General features: G+C 74.4%; 6 protein-coding genes. All 6 read right to left on the bottom strand.

Going from position 1 to position 22,636, the window contains the following annotated elements; genetic code table 11:
- Positions 1-3: 3 nt before the first annotated feature.
- From KIK09_RS40760 to KIK09_RS40735, 6 genes are read right to left on the bottom strand one after another with little or no spacing between them, the layout of a single operon-like run.
- Entirely contained in the window at positions 4-705 is a 702-nt protein-coding gene (locus KIK09_RS40760; protein ID WP_214324852.1) for a gamma-glutamyl-gamma-aminobutyrate hydrolase family protein, read from the bottom strand.
- Entirely contained in the window at positions 702-1,742 is a 1,041-nt protein-coding gene (locus KIK09_RS40755; protein ID WP_214324851.1) for an aminotransferase class I/II-fold pyridoxal phosphate-dependent enzyme, read from the bottom strand. The genes KIK09_RS40760 and KIK09_RS40755 overlap by 4 nt, the downstream gene beginning before the upstream one ends.
- A 10-nt stretch (positions 1,743-1,752) precedes the next feature.
- Entirely contained in the window at positions 1,753-4,128 is a 2,376-nt protein-coding gene (locus tag KIK09_RS60295) for a helix-turn-helix domain-containing protein (RefSeq protein ID WP_214324850.1), read from the bottom strand.
- On the bottom strand, positions 4,125-5,711 hold the full coding sequence (locus KIK09_RS60290) for an MBL fold metallo-hydrolase (RefSeq protein WP_214324849.1): 1,587 nt from the start codon (positions 5,709-5,711) through the stop codon (positions 4,125-4,127). The genes KIK09_RS60295 and KIK09_RS60290 overlap by 4 nt, the downstream gene beginning before the upstream one ends.
- A complete protein-coding gene (locus KIK09_RS40740) occupies positions 5,708-13,231 on the bottom strand; it encodes a non-ribosomal peptide synthetase (protein WP_214324848.1) in 7,524 nt (2,507 codons plus the stop codon). The genes KIK09_RS60290 and KIK09_RS40740 overlap by 4 nt, the downstream gene beginning before the upstream one ends.
- A complete protein-coding gene (locus tag KIK09_RS40735) occupies positions 13,228-22,605 on the bottom strand; it encodes a non-ribosomal peptide synthetase (protein ID WP_214324847.1) in 9,378 nt (3,125 codons plus the stop codon). The genes KIK09_RS40740 and KIK09_RS40735 overlap by 4 nt, the downstream gene beginning before the upstream one ends.
- Positions 22,606-22,636 lie beyond the last annotated feature (31 nt).

Here is a 22,636-nt window from a genome sequence, read left to right as displayed (position 1 = left end):
CTTCTAAGAGGTCAGGGCGGGCACGGCGGCGCTGGCCGCGACGAGCCCCTGGAACAGGCGGGGGTCATTGGTCTCCTCCGGGTGCCACTGCACGCCGACGGCGAAGCGACGGCCCGGGTCCTCCACGGCTTCCGGCAGGCCGTCGGCCGTGGTGGCCGTGACGCGCAGCCGTCCGGGGTCTGCCACGCCCTGGTGGTGGTGGCAGGCGAGGGTGACATGCGTGCCCAGGAGGCCGACGGTGCGGCTGCCGGGGACGAGGGTGGCGCGTGGCCTGCCGTACGAGCCGGGTCTGGGCATGTGGATGGTGGTGCCGAGCACGTCGGGCAGGTGCTGGTGCAGCCGCCCGCCGTTCTCCACCACCAACAGCTGCATGCCGCGGCAGACGGCCAGCACCGGCAGGTCGGCGTCGGCCGCGAGGCGGAGCAGGAGCGCTTCGGCCTCGTCCCGCTCGGGCTGGGATCTGGTCTCGGGGTGTACGGCCTGGCCGTAGCGGGCGGGGGCGATGTCGGGGCCGCCGGACAGGATCAGGCCGTCGACGCACGACAGGGCGTCGGGCCCAGCGGCCTCCAGCGGGAGGATGACCGGGCAGCCGCCGGCGGCCGAGACGGCGCGGACGTAACCGGCCGGGACGAGGGCGGCGGGCACGTCCCAGACGCCCCAGGCGGCGCGCACCGAGTAGCCGGTGATGCCGATGCGCGGCCTCATGGCAGCTCCCCGATGGCCTGGGCGAGCGCTGCGAACTCGGCCTCGCGCGGCGCGGTGATCCGCAGCCCGGGCATGCGGTGCGGGTCGGTTGTGGAGAAGGCGCGCACCGCGATGCCGGCGCCGGCGAGCAGGCCGCGCAGCCGCTCGGGTTCCCGGGTGGCGACGAAGCGGTAGTGGACGGGCACGCCCGTGACGACGTTCTCGTGCCACGGGGCCAGCAGTGCCTCCATTCGCGAGGCGGTGGCGAGCAGCCGCGCCCGGGTGGTCGCGGCCCAGCCCGCCGAGCCGACGGCGGCGCAGGCGACGAGGGAGTCCAGGTAGGAGATCGGCCAGTTCGGGCGCTGGGTTCGGAGGAGCTCACGTAGCCGGGCGTCGGCCGTCCACAGCGCGCCGGTGCGGGTGCCGGCGATGCCGAACAGCTTGTTCGGCGACAGCAGCACCGCCACGTTCCCCACCCCGGCGCGGCTCATCGAGGCCTCCAGGCCTGCCGCGGTGAAGTCGATGTAGGCCTCGTCCACGACCAGGGTCGAGCCGGGGTTGGCCGCGCAGATCGCGGCCAGCTCGCCGCGCGGCAGGTGCAGCCCGAGCGGGTTGTTGGGGTTGGACAGCACCACGTATCGGAAGCGGCGCATCGCCTCGGCGACCCGGTCGAGCCGGGTGCGGGCCGTCTCGGTCCCGGCGGGCGCGAGGTGGCGGCGGAAGGAGGCGACGGTGTCGGTGTAGTCGGGGGTGATCACCACGGCCTCATCGGCGGGCACGACGGCCGCGAGCAGCCGGATGAACTCCGAGATCCCGCGCCCAGCCACCAGCTCGCCCTCCGGCAGCCCGAGGTAGGCGGCGTAGGCCGCGACGAACCTGGCCTCCGCCTCGTACGGGTGCGGGAGCAGGGCGCGAGGATCGAGATCGCGCAGTGCCGCCGCGACGGCGGGGGGCGGGCCGTACCGATTGGCGCAGGTGCTCAGGTCGAGGTAGTCGCGGCCCGGCGGGAGGTCGCGCAGGTCACCGCCCTGCGGCAGCGGCCGGGTGGATGGGGACATGTCTGCTCTCCTAGTCGGCCAGCGCCGGGACGCCGGCGCCGGTGAGCGAGTCGAGTGCCGCGCCGACGTCCGTCGGCGAGCGGTCGAGGAGCGCGCCCAGGCACAGCCGCAGCGCGGTCTCGGCCAGCGGGTCGGACTCCACCGGGAAGGCCGGGCTCGACCGGCGCGCGGCCCGCAGCCGCGCGGTCCGCGCCGCCAGCTCGCCCGGTGAGCGCTCGGCCCGCACGGCGTCGGCGAAGATGCCGGCGAGCTCGTCCATGTCGCCGCCGCGCAGCCCGCGGTAGGTGGGCTCGTTCAGGCCGACGCGGAGCGCCTGGTGCGCGATCCCGGGCAGGTCCTGGAAGTTGACCCGCAGCCCGGCGGCGTAGAGCCGGTCCGCCGCCACCCGGGCGGGCAGGCCGACGGCCTGGGTATCGAGCCAGATCTGGTGCCCGGCGGTGAACCCGCGCCCGGCCGCCTCCACGGGCAGCCCGCGCTCGTGCAGGTTCCTCGCGAAGCGCCGGGTGTTGTCCAGTACGGCTCGCGCGTAGCCGGGCCCGCCGAAGTCGCGGAACTCCACCAGCGCGAGCCCGAGGCTGAGCGTCGCGCCGAAGTGGTGGCTGCTGATCAGGTAGTCCTGCGCCTGCCCGAACCGCTCGGCGAGGTCGTCGCGCCTGGTGCAGAAGACCGCCTTCTGCGGCCCTGGGAAGGTCTTGTGGGTGGACCCGCCGAAGCTGTCGGCGCCGCAGTCGAGCGGGTTGGGGAAGGCCCTGCCGAGCACCAGCCCCATCCAGTGGCTGACGTCCACGTGCACGACCACGTCCTCGTCCACCTCGCGCACGTGCCTGACGAGCTCGGCCACGTCCAGCGGGAACAGGCAGTTGGACTGGTCGACGTAGATCAGGCCGGGCCGCCGCTCGGCGACCAGGCGGGCCGCGGCGCGGTAGTCGATCGTGTGCGGGTCGGGCCCGCCGATCGTGGCCACCCGCTGGCCGAGGCGTCCGGCGATGTCCGGGGTGGCGTAGTGGCCGCCGTTGCCCTGGTCGACCGTGACCACCGTCGAACCCGGCGGCCCGCCGAGCGCGGCGAGGACCACTGTCATCGCGTTCAGCCCGCTCAGCGGCCGGACCGAGACGTGCGGGGCGTCGGCGAGCTCGCGCAGCAGCGGCAGCGTGACGGCGGTCTCGACGTCGGCGGCCAGGGCCGCGCCGCGGAAGTGCCAGCGCTCGTCGCTGAGCTCCTCATTGAAGAAGTAGCGGTGGTAGGTGTCAAGCAGCAGCGGCAGCTTGGCCAGGCCGGACATGGCGTTCTCCGAGGGCACCAGGTTCAGCGTGCGGCGGGCTTGGTGCTCGTTCTCCAGGAGCGTCTGCAGGATGTCCTGGACCGTCGGCGTCTGGGTCATCGGTCCTCCTCGGAAGCCGGGTCCCGCTTGATCACCTCGATGCTCCGGCGCGGCCCTGTCACGCCTCTTTCGCGGCGGTATCGCCGGGCGGATGAGCGAGGCGATCAGGGCGGGGTCGGCGTCCTCCACGACGCCGTTGGACACCAGGAGCTGGGTGAGCGCGCCGCGCGTCCACTCGGGCTGGTCCAGGCCGAACTCGGCGGGCGGGCGCGCGAGCACGCGCAGCGCCTCGCGTTCCTCCTCCACGCTGGGCTCCACCGGGTCGCCGCGGTCGTATCCGGGGGCCAGCGAGTCGAAGCCGTCCCGGTTGAAGTTGGCGATGACGGCGCGCACCCGGCGTTCGCTCATGAGGACGCGCTGGCTGATCGAGGCGGCGTTCCAGCCCGTGGCCGCGAGCATGACGACCTTGGCGCGCTGCCAGGTGACCGCCGAGCCCGGCGGCCGGCTCACCAGCCGCCACAGCCGCCCGAGCTCGGCCTCGCTGAGCTGTCTGATGGCGGGCCCGCCGACGCGGCGCCTGACCGGCAGCCGGCGGGAGATGGGCTCGACCGCGGTGGTGAGCCGGGCGCTCCAGCGGCCGAGCAGGGCGTCCCAATCCAGCAGGGCGGCGGGGGTGGCTCGGTCGAGGTCGCCCAGGTCCGCCTCGAGCAGTGCCTCGTAGGCGGCGGGCGGCACGCCGGGCGGCAGCGCCACGGCCAGCCCTGTGCGCGAGTCCTCCAGGCGCACACCGTGGCGCTTGCCCCAGGTCCGCTCGTCGGCGCGCATGTCGAGCAGCGTCTGGACGACGCCCGCCAGCCCGGGCGCGCCCGGTCCCGCGGCGAAGGCGGCCAGGAAGGGGCTGAGGCAGGCGTTGACCACGATGAGGAAGGCGGAGGTGGGGGGCGGGCCGCCGTAGGAGTGGCCCTCGGCCACGGCCTCCATCCCGACCTCGGCGAAGGCCCGCTCGATTCGGCGCACCTCCGCGGCGCTGGGCCCGGTGTCGAGCAGCACGCGTACCCGGTTCACCAGCGCACCTCCCGCCTGGTCAGCAGGTGCTCGGCGGGCACGCCACGGGCCTGGCAGCCCTTGAGGAACTCGGCGACCTGCTTGAGCTGGTAGGACTCCGGCGTGTAGCTGGTGGCCATGATGTGCTGGAGCCACGGTTCCTGCCCCATGGCGTACACGTAGGCGTGGCCGGCCTGCAGGCGGTCGACGATGTCGAGGGCCTGGGCCGCGTCGGAGCCCGACAGTTTCCTGGTCAGCGCCATCTTCCTGGGCACCGGGCAGGTGAACAGGGGGCTGTAGAGCCAGGTCAGGGGCGCTCCGTCGCACTCCATGCCGATGAAGGCGTGGTCGGCGGGCCCGAGCGCCTTGCTGATGTCGCCGTAGAGCTCTGCCTCCAGCCCGGAGGAGTCGGCGCCGACGAAGACGCTCCGGTCCGCGATGCGCACCCAGTAGGTGGACTTCGCCCGGATGTCGAGGTCGCAGTGCTCGCCGAGGAACGGCGTGGCCACGATGGATCCGCCGTCGAAGGGTAGCTCGTCGAAGTCGTCCACCTCGATGACGGGGAACCCGAAGTGCTCGAGCAGGAGCCGGATCGAGGGGTCCTGCCGGTGGCCGCCGCCGCTGCGCGGCACCACCACGGTGCCGACCTTGTGCCGGATCTGCAGCAGCGTCTCGAGTACGACGTGGTCCTGGTGACCGTGGGTGATCAGCGCGTAGTCGATGCGATCGGGCAGGTCCTCGTAGGTGAACCGGTCGCCGGCGCCGGTGTCGGAGCTGACGAACGGGTCGACCATGATCGTGGCAGTCGGGCTCTGCATGACCAGGCAGGCGTGCCCGAAGTAGCGGATCCGGCCGCCGCTCTCGACGTGCCGGTCGGCGGGCGGCGCGTAGTCGGCGGTGAGCAGGGCGTCGAGGCCCGCGGCGGCCGCGTCGTCGCCGACGCCGAGCGCCTCGCGCAGCTCCCCGAGCGGTACGGGCCGCGTCCTGGAGGCGAACAGGCGGTCGATCCCCGGATGGGCGAGCGGCACGTCGAGCCGGAGGTGGCCAGGCGCGGGCAGGCGGGGCGTGCTCAGCACGAAGGGCGGCTCGCTCCCGTCGTCGATCGACAGCTCCACCGACTGCCGCTCCGGTCGGTAGTGGAGGCTGCGGTAGAGCAGGCTCTCCATGAAGCGCAGCTGCGGGTTGTTGCCCATGTCGTAGACGAGCTCCACGTAGCCGCGCAGCGCGGGCGGCAGCTGGGCGTAGAGCGGGCTGAGGTCGTAGCCCGTGGCCTGGGCGCGCAGCAGCTCGTCGGCCTGCTTGACGGCCCCGGCGAAGTCGAGCGTGGCCCGGTTGTCCCTGGCGATGGCGTCGCGCAGGCGACGCACCTCCTCCACCCGGGAGACGTCCACGTTGAGGAAGAATCCGCCCTTCATCTTGGGGTTGGCCACGGCGGCGGCGTGCACCTCCGGCTGGGCAACGAAGGAGTCCAGCATCGGCAGGTGGAGGTTGGCCAGGTTCATCGCGCCGGTCACCGGCGCGGCCACGTGCAGCCAGGCGACGAAGGAGTCGATCAGTCCCTCGATCCTGACGTTGGGTCTGACGAAGCGAGGTTCGGCGTTCACAGCAGGCTCCTGAGGTTGGCGAGCAGGTCCGCCAGCAGGCGCCGCGCGGTCCGCTCGGTGTGGATGGCGGTTGAGTAGGTCAGGGCGACGTCCAGGCGGCCGGCGTACTCGGAGGCGTTCACCTCGAGCAGGTGGGGCCGGGTGCCGGTGTCGCTCGCGGCGGGGGTGATCCGGCCGGTGGCCGGGACGAAGGGGCCGCCCCGGCCTGGGTGGGCGTCCCTGCGACCCAGGTAGTTCAGGCAGACCTGCGGGGCGGGCAGGCGGGCGAGCCGTTTGGCGTGCTCGTCGCCGCGCGAGTACCGCACGGCCGCGTAGGCGACCCCGTCGAGCGGCGCCTCGCCCAGCCGCGCGGTGACGGCCTCCAGCGCGGCGGCCGGATCGCAGCCGGGCGGCAGGGGCAGGTCAAGCGGGTAGTAGGTGGTGAAGTAGCCGACGGTCCTGGACAAGTCCACGTCGTCGAACAGGTCCTCCCTGCCGTGCGATTCCAGCTCCACCAGCGCGCCGTCGTCGCCCGACCAGCCGGACAGGGTCACCGCGAGCGCCGCGAGCAGCAGGTCCCGCATCCTGGCGGGACGGGCGGGCAGGTCGAGGGCCGCGTGCTCGGTCGCCGCGGAGGCCGCCGTGTTCTCGCCCTCCGGGTGGTCGACGGGCAGGGGGCGGCGGCGGGGGGCGGGAAGCCGGTGGAGGGCCTCGTCGGAGCGGGCGTACGCGGCCAGCCTGCGTGCCCAGTCGGCGAACGGGGTGCTCGCGGGTGGGAGGTCGACGGGTTCGGCGGCGGTCAGCCGTACGTAGGCTCTGGTCAGGTCGTCCACCAGGAACTGCCAGGACACGCCGTCCACGACCAGCCGGTGCGCGAGCAGCACCAGCTCGTCGGGCTGCCCAGCGGTTCGGGGGAACAGCAGCGCGCCGAAGACCGGGCCGTGCTCGGGATCCAGCCGCCTGCCCGCCTCGGCGGCGTGCCGCACCATCTCCTCGACGCCGCCGGCGTCGTCGGCGTCGACAGCGCGGAGCAACCGCGCGTGCTCCCGCTCTGCCACCGCCTGGCCGTCACCGCGCAGCCGCAGCCGCAGCGCGTCGTGGTGGGCGACGACGGCGTTCAGCGCCCGTTCCAGCAGCTCCCGGTCGGCGGGCGGGTCGACCAGGAGGTGCACCGACTGGGTGAAGTCGGCGTGATCGGTATCGAGTTCCAGGAAGCGACGCTGGGCGGGCGCGAGCGGGACGACTGTCCCCGACGCCACGCCGCCCGTCGCGGGGCCCGGCGGGCTCGCGCAGGCGTCGGCCTGCCGGGCCACTCCGGCCACCGTACGGCCGGCCAGGATCATGCGCGGCGAGAGGGGTAGCCCGGCGCGGCGGGCGGCCGAGACGACGTTGAGGCTGAGGATCGAGTCGCCGCCCAGCTCGAAGAAGTCGTCGTCGGCGCCGGCCCGGCGCAGGCCGAGCACCTGGCAGAAGATCCCGGCGAGCACCCGCTCGGCAGCGCTGCCTGGCGCCTGGTAGGGGCGCGAGGGCTCTTCGCCGCCGGGCGCGGGCAGCTGCCGCCGGTCCACCTTCCCGCCGGGGCCTACCGGCAGCGCCGCGAGCGGAACGAACGTGGCGGGGATCAGGTACGGCGGCAGCCGCCTGCTCAGCTCCTCCCGTAGCGAGTGGTGGTCACCGACCACGTAGGCGACCAGGCGCCCGTCGCGGGCCACGACCACCGCGCCCGTCACACCCGGCAGCTCGAGCAGGCGCTGCTCGACCTCGCCCGGCTCGACCCGGTATCCGCGGATCTTGACCTGCTCGTCGGAGCGGCCGAGGTAGTCCAGCGCGCCATCCTCGCGGCGCACGGCGACGTCGCCCGTCCGGTACAGCCGGGAACCGGGCGGGCCATAAGGATCGGGGACGAACCGCTCGGCGGTGGCCGCGGGCCTGCCCGCGTATCCCCTGGCCACGCCGGGTCCCGCGACGCACAGCTCGCCGCGCGCGCCGACCGGCACGGGCGCGAGCGCGCGGTCGAGGACGTGCAGGCGCATGTTCGCGATGGGCCGCCCGATGGGCAGCGCGCCCGTCCCGTCCGCCGGGTCCCACTCGTGCACGGAGCATCCGACGACGGTCTCGGTCGGGCCGTACTCGTTGACGATCCGGCAGCGCGGCGCGATCCGCCGCCAGGCCTGGACCGTGCTGGACTTGAGCGCCTCGCCGCCGACCACCAGGCAGCCCACGGACTCGATCCGCTCGCCGTCGAGCTCGGCGCAGAGCAGGTCGAGGTGCGCGGGGGTGAGCTTGAGCAGGCTGAAGCGCTCGCCGCCGCGCAGCAGCCCGGCCAGGGCGGCGGCGTCGGTGGGCTCCGGGATCATCGTCACGGCCCGCCCGGCGACCAGCGGCACGAGCAGGTTGGTGACCGAGAGGTCGAAGGCGGCCGAGCCGAGCATCGGCGCCCCGCACCCGGACCCGGCCCGGTAAGCGCGCGCGGCCCAGAGCAGGTAGTTGGCCAGCCCACCGTGGGTGACCATGACGCCCTTCGGCCGGCCGGTAGAGCCGGAGGTGAAGATCGCGTACACCACGTCGTCGGGGTGCGTCTCCCGTGGCGGCCGCGATCGAACGGGCGCCAGCCCCGCCACGACGTCGCGGGTGAGCACCACCCGGGCGCCGCTGTCGTCCAGTGCGGCGGCGTTCCGCTCGGGCGGGTTGGCCGGATCGAGCGGCACGTAGGCGGCGCCCGACTTGACGATGCCCATCAGGCCGGCCACCAGGTCGGCCCCCAGCTCGGCGTGGATCCCCACGAAGTCGCCCCTGCCGGCGCCGAGGGAGCGCAGGTGCCAGGCCACCGCGTTGGCGCGCGCGTCCACCTCCGCGTACGTGACGCGCTCGCCCTCGGCGGTGACCAGGGCGGTCGCCGTGGGCTCCGCCGCGGCGCGGGCCTCGAACAGGTCGGGCAGCAGGCCCTCGCCGAGGTCGCGCGCGGTCGCGTTACAGCGCGGGTCGAGCTCCTCCTCAGGCAGGCAGGGGGCGAGCGCGTCGCCGTCCGGGTCGGCGCACATGGCCTCGAGCACGAGCCGGTACATCCGGCCGAGCCGCGCGCCGTTGGCGCGGCTGATGAGCCGTGGATGGATGGTGAGGTCGACGGTGCCGAGCTTGAAGACCGTGACCGACAGCGGGAACTCGTTCGGGCTGTCGTCCAGCGTGCCCGCCCCGACCCGGTCGAAGTCGATCATCCGGAAGTCGAGGTAGTTGAACATCACCTCGTTCAGCCGCCTGCCCCCCGCCAGCTCGCGCTGGATGGCGGGCACGGGCAGCCGCCGGTACGGCCAGAGCTCGATCTCGCGGGCGAAGACGTCCTCGACGAGCCGCCGCCAGGTCTGCGCGGAGAGGCCGAAGCCGAACGGCACCGTGTTGAGGTACATGCCGAGGACCCGGTCGGCGCCGAGCACCTCGGGCCTGGCGTCGCACACCAGCCCGCTGGAGAAGGCCTCCTGGTCGGTCAGCATGCTCATGACCTTCAGGTGCGCGGCGTGCAGGACGCTCTTGAGCGGCACCCCGCTGCCCTCGGCCAGCTCCGCCAGCTGGTCCGCGAGGTCGTCGAAGAGCACTTCGACCTTGTACGGCCGGCCGTCTTCCCCAGGCCCGCCCGCCCACGCGGCGGGCAACGCCAGCGGCGGGTAACGCTCGACGACCCCCTGCCAGAAAGCCTGGTCCTCCGGGCTGTCGAGCGCCTCCTGCTCGGCCTTGACGAAGTCGGCGAACCGGACCTCCGGCAGATCGGGCAGGTCGGCGGCGCGCCCGGCGGCAAGCTGCCGGTAGCAGTCCAGCAGCTCCATGAGCATGACGTTGTAGCTCCAGCCCTCGAGCACCGCGTGGCACTCGCTGACCGTCAGCGCCCACGACTCCCCGTCCCAGACGTGCACGACGGCCCGCAGCAGCGAGGGGCGGCCCAGGTCGAACAGGGTGGCGCGCTCGCGCGTCATGACGCCTTCGATGAGTGCGGCCCGCTCCGGCTCGGGGACGTGCCGGGCGTCGCGCACGTCCACGCGCAGCTCGGCGTGCTCGTGCACGAGCTGCATCGGCGTCGAGTAGGAGGTGACGTCGATGGCGGTGCGCAGTGCCTCGTGCCGGGCAACCACGGTCGCGGCGGCGGCGCGGAACGCCGCGGCGGAGAACGGGTGCCCGTCGCGGACGGTGAACGTCGTGGTGTTGTGGTAGTTGTTGGCCGCGCCGTCGGCCAGCATCTCGTAGACCATCCCGGCCTGGACGAGCGAGAGCGGGTAGGCGTCGGTCAGCCCGCCGGGCAGCCGGTCGGCGTCCTGCGGCGCGACCAGCTCGAACGGCCGGGCGCCCGCGTGCGCGGCGGCCCTGCCGGTCCTGGTCCCGAGCAGCTCGCACAGCGCGTCGACGGTGGGGTGCTCGAAGACGTCCTGGACGGCCAGGTCCAGTTCGGCCGCGCGGAGCGCCCCCACCAGCGCCACGGCGCGCAGCGAGTCGCCGCCGAGGTCGAAGAAGTTGTCGTCGGCCCCCACCTCGGCCAGCCCGAGCACCTGCCCCCAGGCGGCTGCGACGGTGACATGCAGCTCCGAGGCCAGCTCGGCGGGCGCCGCGCCGGGCAGCAGGTCGTCGCGGTCGGGGCTGGGCAGCGCCGCGTGATCGGTCTTGCCGTTGGCGGTCAGCGGGATCGCCTCGATCGGCACGACGACGGCAGGCACCAGGTAGGGCGGCAGCCGCCGGGACAGATGCTCGCGCAAGTCCGCGGGCGAGCGCTGTCCCGGCTCGGGGACGACGTAGGCGATCAGCCGCCCGTCGCGGGCGATGACGACCGCGGCGGCCACGTCGGGCGCCTCGCGTAGGCACTGCTCGACCTCGCCCGGTTCGATCCGGTATCCGGCGATCTTGACCTGGTCGTCGGCGCGGCCGATGAACTCCAGCTCGCCGCCAGGCAGCACCCGTCCGAGGTCGCCGGTCCTGTACAGGCGCGAGCCCGGCGGACCGAAGGGATCGGGGACGAACCGCTGCGCGCTCGCCGCGGCCAGGTCGCGGTAGCCGCGTGCCACCTGGGCGCCTCCGACGTGGATCTCGCCGACCACGCCGACGGGCGCGAGCTTGCCCGCTTCGTCCAGGACGTAGGCGGTGGTGCCCGGGGCGGGACCGCCGATGGGCAGCGTCGCCGCGGGCGTGGGGGCTGCCGTGTGTGCGGCGTTGGCCACGGTGATCTCGGTGGGACCGTACTCGTTGACTACGCGGGCGCCGTCGCCGGCGAGCTCGCGCCAGCTCTCGTACAGCCTGGTGGGGAAGGCCTCGCCGCCGACCACGAGCGTCCCGCACAGGCCCGCGGCCTGTTCTGGGCCGAGCTGCCGCACGAGCAGCTCGAGGTGGCCGGGGGTGAGCTTGACGAAGTCGTACGGCCCGGCCGCGGCGAGCTCGGCGCCCAGCCGGCCCGGCGGCAGCCCCTCGGGCAGCATCCGCACGGGAGCGCCGGTCACCAGCGGCACGTACAGGCTGGTGACGGCCAGGTCGAAGGCGGGTGAGGAGAGCAGCGGCGCGCCGTGGCCCGCCCCGGCGTAGCGCTCCTTCGCCCACGAAAGGTAGGCGCGCAGGCCGGCGTGGGAGACGAGGACGCCCTTGGGGCGGCCGGTGCTGCCCGAGGTGTACACGGTGTAGGCGAGCGAGTCGGGATCGACCGACACGTCCAGGGGCTCCCCGCTCAGCTCTGCCGCCTCGGCCGGGTCGACCGCGCGTGTTCCGTGGCCGCCTGGCGAGTCCGTGACCACCAGCCGGGCGCCGCTTCGCGAGAGCACGTCCGCCAGCCGGGCGGGCGGGTGCGACGGGTCGAGCGGCACGTACGCGGCCCCGGCCCGCCAGACGCCCAGCAGCGCAGGCAGCAGGTCGGGCCCGCGGCCCAGGCACACGCCCACGCACGACTCGGGCCCGGCGCCCAGCTCGCGCAGCCGCCTGGCGATCCGGTTGGCTCGCCGGTCGAGCTCGGCGAAGCTCACCGCGACGCCGCCGGAGACGACGGCCGGGGCGTCCGGGGTGGCGGCGGCCCAGCGGGCGACCGCTTCCGACGGGGTCTCCACGACCGGGGCTGCCGGGGGGCGGCGGAGGAGCCGGCGGCGCTCGGCCTCGTCCAGGAGGTCCAGGTCGCCGACGCGGGTGTCCGGGGCGTCGGCCACGTGCTCGAGCAGGCGCAGGTAGCGGCGGGCGAGGCGGTCTGCCGTATCGCGGTCGAACAGCGCCGTGGCGTACTCGACCGCCCCGTAGAGCGCGCCACCGGGCAGCTCGGCGAGCTGGAGCGTGAGGTCGTACTTGGCGACCGTACTCGCCAGGTCGACGGGCTCGGCCACCAGTCCAGGCAGCCGCACCTCGTGCGGCGGCTCCTCCAGCAGGTCGAACATCACCTGGAACAGCGCGCTGCGGGAGGCGGAGCGGTTCCGGTCCAGCTCGGTCAGCCGCTGCACGGGCACGTCGCGGTGCTCGAGCGCGTCCAGGACGGCCGAGCGGTTGTCCCGCAGCAGGTCCGCGAAGGCCGGGTCGCCGCTCCAGGCGGCCCGCATCACCACGGTGTCCAGGAGGAACCCGATCAGCCCCTGCTCCTCGCGCCGGGTCCTGCCGCCCACCGCGGAGCCGACCGCGACGTCGGGCGTCCCGGTGTGGCGTGCCAGGAGCGCCTGGAAGGCAGTGAGCAGCACCACGTACAGGGTGGTGTCGTGGCGGCGGGCGACCTCGCGCAGCCGCAGGGTGAGCTCGGCGGGCACCTGGAAGGGATGCCTGTCACCGGCCTGGTCACGCGTGTGCGGCCGGGGCCTGTCGGTGGGCAGCTCCACGGGCCGCAGGCCGTCGAGCCTGCCGCGCCAGTACTCCAGGCGCCGTTCGAGCAGCTCGCCCGACATCCTGGCGCGCTGCCAGGCGGCGTAGTCGGCGTACTGCGTGGGCAGCGGCTCCAGGTCCGCGGGTTCGCCAGCGACGGCGGCTCGGTAGAGCTCGCCGAGCTCCTGCCACAGGACGCCGAGCGACCAGTCGTCGCAGGCGATGTGATGCAGGACGATTACCAGCAGGTGGGCGTCCCGGCCGGTCCGGTAGAGCCGGACGCGGCAGGGGTGCTCGGCCGCCAGGTCGATGGGCCGGGCGGCGTCCTGCTCGGCCTGCTCCAGAGCGCGTTCCTCGGCCCCGGGCAGGTGCGACAGGTCCGTCACGGGCAGCTCGACGGGCGCGTGCGGGTCGATGACCTGCACGGGCGCCTGGGGCTGCTGTGTCGGCTGCGGGTAGCGGGTGCGCAGGATCTCGTGCCTGGCCACCACCTGGTCGACCGCCTGCCGCAGCGCCGCCACGTCCAGGGCCCCGCGCAGCCGCAGCACGAGCGGCACCAGGTACGCGGGGCTGGCGGGGTCGAGCTGGTGCAGCAGCCACATGCGCTCCTGCCCGAAGGACAGGGGCAGCGGCGCGTTCCTGTCCGCGCGCGGGATGGCGTGGGTGACGGCGCGAGACCCGGTGCGCGCGCGGCCGGTCAGCCTCCTGCGGATGATCTCCGCGCGCAGGTCGGTGTTGCTGGTCATACTCTCGACTCCTCCTCGCTCGTGCACTCCGCCCGCAGCTCTTCCTCGGTCATCCGCTCGACCTCGGCGCGCACCTGCTCCTCCACGGCCTCGGCCAGCGCCGCCACGGTGGGCCGGTCGAACACGCCACGCAGCGGCACCTCCACGCCGAACTCCTCGCCGACCAGGGCCACGAGCCTGGCGGCGAGCAGCGAGTGGCCGCCCGCCTGGAAGAAGTCGTCCCCGGTGCCCACCTCGACGCCGAGCAGCTCCGTCCAGATCTCGACCAGCCGCTCCTCGACGACGGTGCGCGGCGCCGTGCGTGCCTCGGGCGCGATGGCGCCGGAGGCGTCCGGCTCGGGCAGCGCGCGGTGGTCGGTCTTGCCGGACGCGGTGCGCGGGATCGCGTCGATCGCGGTGAGCACCGAGGGGACCAGGTATCCAGGCAGCCGTTCGCGCAGGTGCTCGGCCACCTCGCGCGGGCTCGGCCCATCCGGTACGGCAGGCACGAAGAACCCCGCCAGCCGGAGGTCACCCCCCACGGCCCAGGGCGTGACGGCCGCGTCGGCCACCCCGTGATGCGCCGTGATCGCGTGCTCGATCTCGCCGGGTTCGACGCGGACCCCGCGGATCTTGACCTGCCGGTCCACCCGGCCGAGGAACGTGATGGTCCCGTCCGGGCGGCGGACGGCGCGGTCGCCCGTCCGGTACAGCCTGCCCCCGGCCTCGAACGGGTCGGGCAGGAACGCGGCGGCCGTGAGCGCGGGCTGACCCAGGTAGCCCCGGGCCACGCCGGTGCCGCCGACGTACAGCTCGCCGGGGATGCCGGCGGGCTGCTCGCGCAGGTCCGCGTCCAGGACGTGGACCCGGTTGCCCGTGATGGGCCCGCCGATCGTGACGGCCCCCTCCCCGCGCGCGTCGCCTTGCCCGCACGCGTGGTGGGTGGAGTCGATGGCGGCCTCGGTGACCCCCCAGTGGTTGTGCAGGATCGCTCCCCGCCCGCCCAGGGTCTCGACGAAGCACCGGACCAGGCCGGGGTCGAGCGCCTCACCGCTGGTGCCGACGTGCCGCAGCGCGTCGAGCTCGGCGAGCCGCCGCTCGTCCAGCTCCGCCAGGATCAGCCGGAGCATGCTGGGCACGAACAGCATCGCGGTGATCCGGTGCCGGGCGGCCGCGGTGAGGATGGCGGCGGGGTCGCGGTGCTCGCCGGGCGGCAGGACGACCACGCGCCCACCGGCCAGCAACGGCCAGAAGCACTCGACCGGCGCGTCGTCGAAGACCACCGTGGTCTTCTGCAGGACCGCCTCGCCCGGCGCAAGCGGCATGGTCTCCTGCATGGCCAGCAGCCGGTTGACCCAGCCGCGGTGCGTGCACAGCACGCCCTTGGGCCGTCCGGTCGAGCCCGAGGTGTAGTAGATCGCCACGGCCCCGTCCGGCGAGACCGGTCTGGTGTAGCCGGGTCCCGTCAGGCACTCCAGCGTGACGGGCAGGTCGGCGCCGGGCCCACCGGTCGGCGGCGAACCGGGGTCGATCAGGCAGACGGGAGCGCCGGCCGCGGCCAGGGTGTCGGCCACCCGGGACGCCGGGTAGTCGGGTTCGAGTGGCACGAAGCAGCCGCCCGCCTTGAGCACCGCCAGCAGCGCGGTGACCAGCTCGGGCGAGCGCTCCATCCGGACGCCCACCGGTGTCTCCAGGGTGACGCCCAGGTCGCGCAGGCGCCGGGCGAGAGCCCCGGCTCGGGCGTCGAGCTCGGCGTAGGTCAGCTTCCGCTCGCCGTACTCGACCGCGATCGCGTCCGGGGTGCGGGCGCGCTGCCGCTCGATCAGCTCGTGCACCGCGAGCGGCGGCCGGTCGCGGGCGGTGTCGTTCCACCCGAGCTCGGCGGGGGTGCGCAGGTCGAGCTCGGACAGCGGGGTGTCGGGGCCGGCGGACACCAGCTCGGCCAGCCGTACGAACCGGGCGGCGAGCAGCTCGACGCTCTCGCGGTCGAACAGGGCGGTGGCGAATTCCACGGTGCCGGTGTACGAACCGTCCGCCTGCTCGGCGAGCGTCATCGTGAGGTCGAACTTGGCCAGCCGCCAGGCGGCGAGCACGGCGGCCTCGACCTCGCGCCCGTCCTCGGCGGCGGCATCGGCCAGCTCGAACATGACCTGGACGAGCGGGGTGCGCGAGGGATCGCGCTCGGGTTGCAGCTCGTCGACCAGCCGCTCGAACGGCAGCTCCTGGTGGGCGAAGGCGCCGAGCGCGGCCTGCCGTACCCGATCGGTCAGGGCACGGAAGGACTGCTCGCCGCCGGTCGCGCAGCGCAGGACCAGGGTGTTAACGAAGAAGCCGACGAGGTCGTCCAGCTCGGGCCGCACCCTGCCGGCCACGGGGGTGCCCACGGCCACGTCGTCCTGGCCGCTGTAGCGGCGCAGCAACTCGGCGAAGACCGCGAGCAGCGCCATGAACGGCGTCGCCCCCGACTGCCTGCCGAGCTCCGCCACCTGGCGGGCCGTCTGCGCGGGCAGGCGCACCTCGACGGTGTCGCCGTCCGGTCGCCAGCGCGGCGGCCTGGGCCGGTCGGTGGGCAGTTCCAGCGGGGCGAGCCCGTCGAGCTCGCGCCGCCAGTAGCCGATCAGCCGCTCCATCGGCTCCCCGTCGAGCCGGTCGCGCTGCCAGCGGGCGAAGTCGGCGTAGCTCTGCCGGGGCGCCGGGGCAGGCGCCCCCGCGTGCAGCAGTTCGGCCAGCTCCCGGCGCAGCACGCCCATCGACCAGCCGTCGCACGCGATGTGATGGACGACCAGCAGGAGCACGCCACTGTCACGGATCAGCCTGGCCCGCCACACCGGCCCGCGTTCCAGGTCGAAGCCGCCGCGCAGCTCCTCGGCGACCACCTGCGCGAGCGGCCTGCCGCGTACGGCCTCCAGGTCGATGACCGGTTCTGGGTCCACGACCTGGACGGGTTCGCCCCGCTCGACTTCGTAACGTGTGCGCAGGACCGCGTGCCTGGCCGCCAGCGCTTCCAATGCCGCGCGCACCTGATCCTCGCCCGCGTCCTCCGGTACGGCGACGCCGAGCGGCACGAGGTACTCGGGGTTGCCGGGCTCGAGCCGGTCGAGGAACCACAGCCGCTGCTGCCCGAACGACAGCGGTGCCCGCGCACCGGCGACCCCGGGGGCCAGTGGCTCGGCGTCCACCCGGTAGGTGGCCACGAGCCGGGCCTGCGCCTCGACGGTCACGGCGGTGAACAGCTCGCGCAGCGGGACGTGCGCCCCGGACTCGGCACGCAGCCGGGAGGAAAGCTTGGCCAGGGTGAGCGAGTCGCCGCCAAGGCGGAAGTAGTCGTCGTGCACACCCACCCCGTCGACGCCGAGCAGCTGCGACCACACCCCGGCCACCAGCCGCTCCGCCGCGGTGCGCGGTGGCGGACCGCCGGGCTCGCTCGGCGCCGGAGCGGGCGGGAGCGCTGCACGGTCGAGCTTGCCCGCGTAGGTCAGCGGCAGCGCGTCCAGGTGCACGAACGCGCCGGGCACGCAGTGGGCGGGCAGCCGCTGGAGCAGGTAGTGACGCAGCCGGTCACCGCCGAGTGCCGGGTCGCCGGTGTGGTAGGCGATCAGGCGGGTCCTGCCGCGCTCGGTCACCGGGAGCACCGCGGCGGCGTTCACCGCGGGGTGCGCCGCCAGCGCCCGCTCCACCTCGCCCGGCTCGACCCGGGCGCCCGACACCTTGACCTGGTGGTCGATCCGGCCCACGAACATCAGCTCGCCGTCCGGGTCCCGGCGGACCAGATCGCCCGTGCCATACATCCGCTCCCCCGGGCCGTGGAACGGGTCGGGCAGGAACCGGGCGGCGGTCAGCGCGGGACGGCCCAGGTAGCCGCGCGCCAGGGCGGGGCCGCTGACGTGGAGCTCGCCGACCACCCCGTCGGGGACGGGCCCGCCGTCCAGGCCGAGGATCATCAGGCCGACCCCGGCCAGCGGGCGGCCGATCGGGACGGGGCCGTCTACCGCGTCCTCGCGCCAGCGGCTCTCGGTGATGCCGACGGAGCATTCCGTCGGGCCGTAGGCGTTGACCAGCTCGACCTGGCGGTCGTCGACGACCCGCCTGGCCAGCGCGCCGTCGAGCCTGTCGCCGCCGCTGTAGATCAGGCGGAGGGCGTCCGGCTCGGCGGGCTGGGCGTCGCGCTCGTGCCAGCCGGGCTCGGCGGACAGCGCGTCCAGCATGGACGGAACCGCCTGGAGCACGGTGACGCGCCCGTCGTGGACCGACCGCGCGACGGTCTCGGCCGAGTGTTCGGCCTCCTCCGGCGCGATCACGAGCGTGGCCGAGGCGAGCAGCGGCACGAACGTCTCCCACACGGCGGCGTCGAAGCCGATGCCGCTACGGAGCATGACGCGGTCGGCGGGGGTGATGCCGCGGCGCGTGACGGTGTCCAGGACGCGGGCGGCCACGCCGCCGTGGGTGGCGACCACGCCGTTGGGGACGCCGGTGGATCCGGAGGTGTAGATGACGTACGCGGCGCCGTCCGGATGAACGGGAGCCGGTGGCCTCTGGCCGCAGGCCTGAACGTGTGCCTGGTCGAGGCGGAGGATGTCCGCCGGCGCGCCGTACAGGGCCGCGGGCGGGGACGCCTCGGTGACGACCAGGCTCGCCTTCGCGTCGGCGAGCAGCGTGGCGACCCGCTCCGCGGGGAGCCGGGGGTCGAGCGGGAGGTAAGCGGCGCCGCACTTGAGGATGCCGAGAATCGCCACCACTAGCGCGGGCGAGCGCCACGCGCAGATGCCGACCACGTGCTCGGGGCCCGCGCCCGCGGCGTGCAGCCAGCCGGCGAGCCGTTCGGCCTGGGCGTCGAGCTCGGCGTAGGTGAGGTGCTGCCCGTGCTCGTCCTCGACGGCGACACGGTGCGGGGTGGCGGCGGCCCGCTCGGCGAACAAGCCGTGCAGCGTCCCCGGATGGCTGCTGGGCTCGCCCTCGCCTCCCGCCACCTGCCTGGCCGTCGCGGACGGCCCCAGGGCGAACGGCCGGGGGTCGGCGCCCGGGTTGGCGGCCATGCTCTCCAGGACCTCACGCAGGATCGCCGCCATGCGCTCGCCGTAGCAGCGTTCCACCAGATCGCGGCGGCCGTTGAGGAGGATCCTGTCCCCCGCCACGGTCACGTCGAGGGCGATCTCCGACTGCCCGAGGTCGAGCGTCCTGTCCAGGTCCACGCTCGTCCGGTCCACCACGTGGAAGTCGACGTAGTTGAACAGGACGTCGACGAGCCGCCCGTGGCCCTGCCACTCGTGCTGGATCTCGCCGAGCGGGAAGCGCCGGTGCGGCCAGATCGCCTCGTGCTCGCCCGCCACCCTGCGGACCAGCTCGCGCCAGCTCAGGGCCTCCAGCGAGAGCGCCAGCGGCACGGTGTTGAGGAAGAGTCCCACCACCCGGTCGCCGTCGCGCTCCTCGGGGCGGCCGTTGCACACCAGGCCGCTGACGAAGCGCTCCTGTCCGGTGATCGCGCCGAGGGTGCGTAGGAAGGCGGCATGGACCACGTGCCTGACGTGCGCGTCCGCCGCGGAGGCCAGCCTGCGCAGGTCGGGCCAGAGGTCGTCGGCGGGCACCTCGATGCTGTAGTAGCCGCTGCCGCCGCCCCAGCGCTCGGGCAGCGCCCACGGCTCGGCGTCGCGCACCAGGTCGCGCCAGAAGGCGCGCGCCTGGGAAGACTCGAGAGCGGCCTGTTCGAGCGGCACGAAGTCGGCGTAGCGCAGCGCGGGCGGCTCGTGCGCGACCCCCCGGTAGGCGTCGAGCAGTTCGGTGAGGACCAGGTGCTCGCTCCAGCCGTCCATGATCGCGTGGCACTGGATCATCGACAGCCGCCAGGCGTCCGCTCCGAGCACGTGCACGACGAGATGGAGCATCGGCGCACGGGTGACGTCGAAGGGCCGGTCGCGCTGGTCGTGGATGAAGGCCGCGACGCAGGCCTCCTGCTCCTCCTCTGCCAGGCCGGTCAGGTCCACCACATCGAACGGGATGATCGCGCTCTCGTGCACGAGTTGCAGCACGTCCTGCCCGGTGAGGTCGAAGGAGGTGCGCAGCGCGTCGTGCCGGGCGGCCACCTCGTCCGCCGCCGCCCGCATCGCCTGCGGGGAGAAGGGCTGGTCGTCGCGGACGTAGAAGCTGGTGACGTCGTGGTAGCTGTGGTCGGAGCGGCTCCGCAGCATCTCGTAGAGCATCCCGGTCTGCAGGCGCGCCGCCGGGTAGGCGTCCACGACGTCCTCGGGCAGGCCCGCTCGGGTGCGCTCGTCGATCAGCTCGAAGGGCCGCACCGCGGCCCGCCGCTCGGCCTGCGGCTCGCGGTTGTTGAGCACGGCGCAGAGCGCGGCGATGGACTTGTGGGTGAACAGGTCCTGCACGCTCACGTCGAGGCCGCGCTCGCGCATGAGCCCGACCATCCGCACCGCCCTGATGGAGTCGCCGCCCACGTCGAAGAAGCTGTCGTCGACGGTGATGTCGCCCGACTCGAGCGTCTCCCGCCAGATGGCCAGCAGGTCGCTCTCCAGCGGCGTCAGCTCCGCTTCCTCGCCCGCCGCGCCGCGGGCGGGCAGCGCGGAGGAGGCGGGCAGCGCGCGGTAGTCGATCTTCCCGCTGGTGGTGAGGGGGAACTCGGGCAGCACGAACAGGTGCGCGGGCACCAGGTACTCGGGCACCTTGCTGCGCAGGAAGGCGCGCAGCTCGGCGGCGTCGGGCGCGGCCGTACCCGCGGCCAGGGCGTAGCCTGCCAGGCGCCGCTCTCCCGTACCGTCGCCGAGCACGGTCGCCACCGCCCGCTCCACCCCCGGGTGGCCGGCGATGACGGCCTCCACCTCGCCCAGTTCGACCCGGTGACCCCGGATCTTGACCTGACCGTCGCCCCTGCCCAGGTACTCCAGGCGGCCGTCGGGCAGCCAGCGCGCCTGGTCGCCGGTGCGGTAGAGGCGGGCGCCGAGCGTGAAGGGGTCAGGCACGAACCGGGCGGCCGTCCGCTCCGGCTGGTAGAGGTAGCCGCGCACGACGCCCGCCCCGCCGACGTAGATCTCCCCCGGCACCCCGGCGGGCACCGGATTGAGGTCGCCGTCCAGCACGTACACCCGCGCGCCGTGGATGGGCCGGCCAATGGGCGGCGCTCCCGCACCCTCCTCGCAGTCGCCCGCGGTGGCCAGGATCGTGACCTCGGTGGGCCCATACAGGTTGACCAGCCGCCGCCCCGTTCCCCAGGCGGCGACGACGGAGGCGGGACACGCCTCCCCGCCCACGGTCAGCACGCGCAGCTCTGGCAGGTCGGCCGCGGGGGTCGCGGCCAGGCACGACGGCGGGATCAGCGCCGCGGTGACGTGCTCTTCCGCGAGCGTCGCGGCGAGCGGCTGACCCGGCCGCAACGCCTCGGCGCCGGCGAAGCACAGGGTGGCGCCGTGCGCGAGCGCCAGCACGCTCTCGTACACCGAGGCGTCGAAGCTCGGCGAGGCGAAGCGCAGCACCCGGTCGCCGGGCGCGATGCCCAGCAGCTCGCGCTGGTGCGCGGCCACGGCGTGCAGCCCCGCGTGGGGAACGGCCACCCCCTTGGGGCGGCCGGTGGAGCCGGAGGTGAAGATGACGTAGGCGAGGCTCGCCGGGTCGCAGGCCGTCTCCGGCCGGTGGCAGGGCAGGCCGTCGAGGTCCTCCTCGTCCAGGACGACGATGATGAGGTGCGGCGGGAACCGGTCGGCGAGCTCGGACTCGGTGACGATCACCTGCACTCTGGCCTCGCGCAGCACGTCGTGCAGCCGCTCGTCGGGGTGCGCGGGGTCGAGCGGGACGAAGGCGCCCCCGGCCTTGAGTATCGCCAGCTCGGTCACCGTCTCCTGGGGGCCGCGGTTCAGGCAGAGCGCGACCCGGGTCTCGTTCGTGACGCCGAGGCCGCGCAGGTGGTGGGCGAGCCGGTTGGCCTGCCGGTCCAGCTGGGCGTAGCCGATCTCCAGGCCGCCGCAGCTCACCGCGGGCGCGTCGGGGGTGGTGTCGGCGTGCCGTTCGACCAGGCGGTGCAGCGGCTGGGGCGACCCGGCCACGTCGGGGCCCGTCACCCAGTCCTGCTCGACGGTGCGCCGTTCTGCGGGCGGCATGAGGTCCAGCTCGGCGAGCCTGCGCTCGGGGTCGGTCGCGACCTGGCTGAGCAGGTGCAGGTAGTGGCCGGCCAGCCGGTTCATGGCGGGCTCGCCGTACAGGGCCGTGGCGTAGGCCAGCCTGCCGGTCAAGGAGCCGTCGGCCTCCTCGGTCAGCTCCATGCCGAGGTCGTAGCGGGCGTGGCGGCGATGCGGGGGGACGCGGACGGCGCGCAGCCCGTCCGGCTGGGGCAGCGGCGGGTTGTTCTGCATGACGAAGGCGATCTGGAAGAGCGGCGTGCGGCTCAGGTCGCTGCCGGACCGCAGCGCGTCCACGATCTGGTCGAACGGCACGTCCTGGTTGTCCAGCGCGTCGAGCACGGTGTCGCTTGCCAGCTCGAGCGCCTCGGCGAAGGTCGGGTCCGCGGGCAGCCTGGTGCGCAGCGGCAGCGTGTTGGTGAAGAACCCGATCGCGTCCTCGAACGCCGCCTCTGTACGGCCGGCCACGGGCGTGCCGACCACCAGGTCACGACGCTGCGTGTACCGGGCGAGCAGCAGCTCGAACCCGGCGAGCAGCACGCTGAAGAGCGTGGCCCGGTGCTGCCTGCCCAGCGCGCGCAGCCGCGCCGCCAGCGGCGCGGGCACCGTGAACACGTGCAACCCGCCGTCGTGGCTCCTGACCTGGGGCCGCGCCCAGTCGCCGCGCAGTTCGAGGGGTTCGGCGCCGTCGAGGGCGTCGCGCCAGAAGTCGAGCCCGTCGGCCATCAGGCCGCCCGCCAGTTCCTCCCGCTGCCGCGCGGCGTGGTCGCGATAACGCGGCGCGGCCTGGCCGGCGCGGGGGTCGCGACCGGCCAGGCGGTCGGCGTAGCAGCGCCACCAGTCGGCGTAGAGCACCACGTCCGACCAGCCGTCGTAGGCGATGTGGTGGATCGCGAGCACGGCAGCGTGCTCGCGGTCGGCCAGCCGCGCGAGAGTCAGCCGGAAGACGGGGCCGGTGACGAGGTCGATCGGCGTGTCCAGCTCGGCGTCGAGCAGGTCGCGCAGCCCCTCCTCGGGGGCGGCCGACAGGTCCACGAGCCGGACGGGGACCTCACTCGGCGGGTCCACGAGCTGGCGCGGCTCGCCGTCGGCCACGGCGTAGTGGGTGCGCAGGATCTCGTGCCTGGCCACCACGTCACCGAACGCGGCGGCCAGCGCGCCGACGTCCACCTCGCCGCTCAGCCGCACCGCCGACAGCTCCAGGTATTCGGTGCTGTCCGGGTCGAGGCGGTCGGTGAACCACAGCCGCCGCTGACCGGACGACAGGGGGTACCCGGTCATGAGCCCTCCTTCGTCGGTCTCATGACCAAGG

The organism is Nonomuraea sediminis (genome assembly GCF_018531495.1).
Lineage (GTDB): Bacteria > Actinomycetota > Actinomycetes > Streptosporangiales > Streptosporangiaceae > Nonomuraea > Nonomuraea sediminis.
Note: the sequence above shows the minus strand (reverse complement) of the source record. Positions and strands in the feature narration are given on the sequence as shown.